This window comes from Stenotrophomonas sp. NPDC077420 (assembly GCF_044543385.1).
Taxonomy (GTDB): Bacteria; Pseudomonadota; Gammaproteobacteria; order Xanthomonadales; family Xanthomonadaceae; genus Stenotrophomonas.
In genome coordinates, this window is record NZ_JBITVZ010000039.1 from 1 (window position 1) to 2,935 (window position 2,935).

Consider the following 2,935-nt stretch of genomic DNA (forward strand, 5'->3'; position numbering starts at 1 on the left):
ACCAAGGCACAGAAGACTCGCTCTGAAGTGGCTGGTACCACCAAGAAGTCGAAGAAGCAGAAGGGCGGCGGTGCGCGTCATGGCGCGCTGACGGCTCCGATCTTCGTCGGCGGTGGTGTCACCTTCGCGGCCAAGCCGCGCAGCTTCGAGCAGAAGGTCAACCGCAAGCAGTACCGTGCCGCCATGTGCGCGATCCTGTCCGAGCTGAACCGTCAGGGCCGCCTGACCATCGTGGAGTCCTTCGACGTCGAAGCGACCAGCACGAAGGGTCTGATCGCCAAGCTGGCCGGCCTGGAAGTGGGCAAGCGCCCGCTGATCGTCACCGAGGAAGCCTCCGAGCACCTGTACCTGTCCGCGCGCAACGTTCCCTACGTGGAAGTGCGTGACGTGCAGGGCCTGGATCCGGTGTCGCTGGTCGGTGCCGACACGGTCGTCATCACCGCGGATGCGGTCAAGAAGGTCGAGGAGTGGCTGGCATGAACAGCAACGAAAAAATCTTCAGCGTGCTGCGTGCCCCGCGTGTCTCCGAAAAGACCGCGCGCCTGCAGGAACATTCCAACCAGTATGTCTTCGAGATCTCGAACGAAGCCACCAAGGCCGATGTAAAGGCCGCGGTCGAGCAGCTGTTCGACGTCAAGGTCGAAGCGGTCAACGTGCTGAACGTGAAGGGCAAGAACAAGTCCTTCCGTAACCGCACCGGCCGTCGCGGCGATTGGCGCAAGGCATACGTGCGTCTCGCCGATGGCCAGTCCATCGATGTAACGGCCAAGGCCTGAGGTACATCCCATGCCATTGATGAAATTCAAGCCCACTTCCCCCGGCCGCCGTTCGGCCGTGCGCGTGGTTACGCCCGATCTGCACAAGGGCGCACCGCACGCAGCGTTGCTGGAGCCGAAGAGCAATTCCGGTGGTCGTAACCACCACGGTCGCATCACCACCCGTCACGTGGGCGGTGGTCACAAGCAGCACTACCGTCTGATCGACTTCAAGCGCAACAAGGAAGGCATTCCGGCGCGCGTGGAACGCATCGAATACGATCCGAACCGCACCGCCCACATCGCCCTGCTGTGCTACGTCGACGGCGAGCGCCGCTACATCATCGCACCGAAGGGCCTGAAGGCCGGTGACCAGGTGATCGCGGGTTCGGATGCGCCGATCAAGGCCGGTAACACCCTGCCGCTGCGCAACATCCCGGTCGGTACCACTGTCCACGGCATCGAACTGAAGCCGGGCAAGGGTGCACAGATCGCGCGTGCCGCCGGCGCCGCCGTGCAGCTCGTCGCTCGTGAAGGCCTGTTCGCCACCCTGCGCCTGCGCTCGGGTGAGATGCGCAAGGTTCCGGTCGAGTGCCGCGCCACCATCGGTGAAGTCGGCAACGACGAACACAACCTGGAAAAGCTGGGCAAGGCTGGCGCCAAGCGCTGGCGCGGTGTCCGCCCGACCGTTCGTGGTGCTGCCATGAACCCGGTTGACCACCCGCACGGTGGTGGTGAGGCGAAGGCCGGCCAGGGTAATCCGCATCCGGTCACCCCGTGGGGTGTTCCGACCAAGGGTTACAAGACGCGCAAGAACAAGCGCACCCAGCAATTCATCGTCCGCGATCGTAGGGGCTAATCGACCATGGCACGTTCACTCAAGAAGGGCCCGTTCGTCGATCACCACCTCGTCAAGAAGGTGGAGGCCGCTGCGGGTAGCAAGAAGCCGATCAAGACCTGGTCGCGCCGTTCGATGATCCTGCCGGAAATGGTAGGCATCACCATCGCCGTTCATAACGGTAAGAACCACGTTCCGGTGCTCGTCAACGAGAACATGGTCGGCCATAAGCTCGGCGAATTTGCCATCACCCGGACCTTCAAGGGTCACGGTGGTGACAAGAAGTCGGGCAAGTAAGGAGAGATGACAATGGAAGCGAAAGCAATCCTGCGCTCCGCGCGCATCTCTGCGCAGAAAGCCCGCCTGGTCGCTGACCAGGTGCGCGGCCTGCCGGCCGAGCGTGCGGTCAACCTGCTGAAGTTCTCGGACAAGAAGGCTGCCCACCTGATCAAGAAGGTGGTGGAGTCGGCTATTGCCAATGCCGAGAACAACCAGGGCGCCGACGTCGACGAGCTGAAGGTTCAGACCATCATGGTTGATGAAGGTCCGACCCTGAAGCGTTTCATGGCGCGGGCGAAAGGCCGCGGCACCCGCATCCTCAAGCGCACCAGCCACATCACTGTGGTTGTGGGCGCCGGCAAGTAAGCGGAAAGGAAAACACCATGGGTCATAAAGTTCATCCGATTGGTATCCGCCTCGGCATTTCCAAGGACTGGAACTCCAAGTGGTACGCCAACAAGGCCGAGTTCGCTGGTTACCTGGCGGCCGACCTGAAGGTGCGGGACATGCTGCGCAAGAAGCTCGCGCAGGCCGGCATCAGCAAGATCCTCATCGAGCGTCCGGCCAAGACCGCCCGCGTGACGATCCACACCGCCCGTCCGGGCGTGGTGATCGGCAAGCGTGGCGAGGACATCGAAAAGCTGCGCAAGGAAGTGAGCGAGATGATGGGCGTCCCGGCGCACATCAACGTCACCGAAGTGCGCAAGCCCGAGCTGGACGCACAGCTGGTTGCCGAGTCGATCGCGCAGCAGCTGGAGCGTCGCATCATGTTCCGCCGCGCCATGAAGCGCTCGGTCGGCAACGCGATGCGCCTGGGTGCCCTGGGCATCAAGGTCAACGTGGGTGGCCGCTTGAACGGTGCTGAAATCGCCCGTTCGGAGTGGTACCGCGAAGGCCGCGTGCCGCTGCACACGCTGCGTGCCGACATCGACTATGGCTTCGCTGAAGCCAAGACGACCTACGGCATCATCGGCATCAAGGTCTGGATCTACAAGGGCGAGGTTTTCGATTTCTCCCAGGTTGGCCAGGAAAAGCAGGACGACACCCCGTCGCGCAACGATCG

At 62.7% G+C, this 2,935-nt stretch carries 6 protein-coding genes; all 6 read left to right on the top strand.

Annotated features, from left to right (window positions below; translation table 11 throughout):
• Positions 1 to 480 (top strand): 50S ribosomal protein L4 (gene rplD / locus ACIGII_RS19445; protein WP_399657652.1); only part of this gene is annotated, 480 nt, incomplete at its 5' end.
• Positions 477 to 776: a 50S ribosomal protein L23 gene (gene rplW, locus ACIGII_RS19450; protein WP_068854553.1), complete on the top strand. Its 300-nt coding sequence runs from the start codon at positions 477 to 479 to the stop codon at positions 774 to 776. The genes rplD and rplW, both read left to right, overlap by 4 nt.
• A 10-nt stretch (positions 777 to 786) precedes the next feature.
• Positions 787 to 1,614, top strand: a complete 828-nt coding sequence (gene rplB / locus ACIGII_RS19455; RefSeq protein ID WP_399641333.1) for a 50S ribosomal protein L2 — start codon at positions 787 to 789, stop codon at positions 1,612 to 1,614.
• Between the two features lie 6 nt (positions 1,615 to 1,620).
• Positions 1,621 to 1,890: a 30S ribosomal protein S19 gene (rpsS, locus tag ACIGII_RS19460; RefSeq protein WP_017355409.1), complete on the top strand. Its 270-nt coding sequence runs from the start codon at positions 1,621 to 1,623 to the stop codon at positions 1,888 to 1,890.
• Positions 1,891 to 1,902: 12 nt separating this feature from the next.
• Positions 1,903 to 2,238, top strand: a complete 336-nt coding sequence (gene rplV / locus ACIGII_RS19465; protein WP_017355410.1) for a 50S ribosomal protein L22 — start codon at positions 1,903 to 1,905, stop codon at positions 2,236 to 2,238.
• 17 nt (positions 2,239 to 2,255) lie between these two features.
• Positions 2,256 to 2,935: 30S ribosomal protein S3 (rpsC, locus tag ACIGII_RS19470; RefSeq protein WP_399657655.1), on the top strand; the 680-nt coding region annotated here is incomplete at its 3' end.

What these genes read in the sequence shown, in the direction of transcription:
- rplW (WP_068854553.1), top strand. Translation starts at nt 477, where the DNA reads ATGAACAGCAACGAAAAAATCTTCAGCGTGCTGCGTGCCCCGCGTGTC.
- rplB (WP_399641333.1), top strand. Translation starts at nt 787, where the DNA reads ATGCCATTGATGAAATTCAAGCCCACTTCCCCCGGCCGCCGTTCGGCC.
- rpsS (WP_017355409.1), top strand. Translation starts at nt 1,621, where the DNA reads ATGGCACGTTCACTCAAGAAGGGCCCGTTCGTCGATCACCACCTCGTC.
- rplV (WP_017355410.1), top strand. Translation starts at nt 1,903, where the DNA reads ATGGAAGCGAAAGCAATCCTGCGCTCCGCGCGCATCTCTGCGCAGAAA.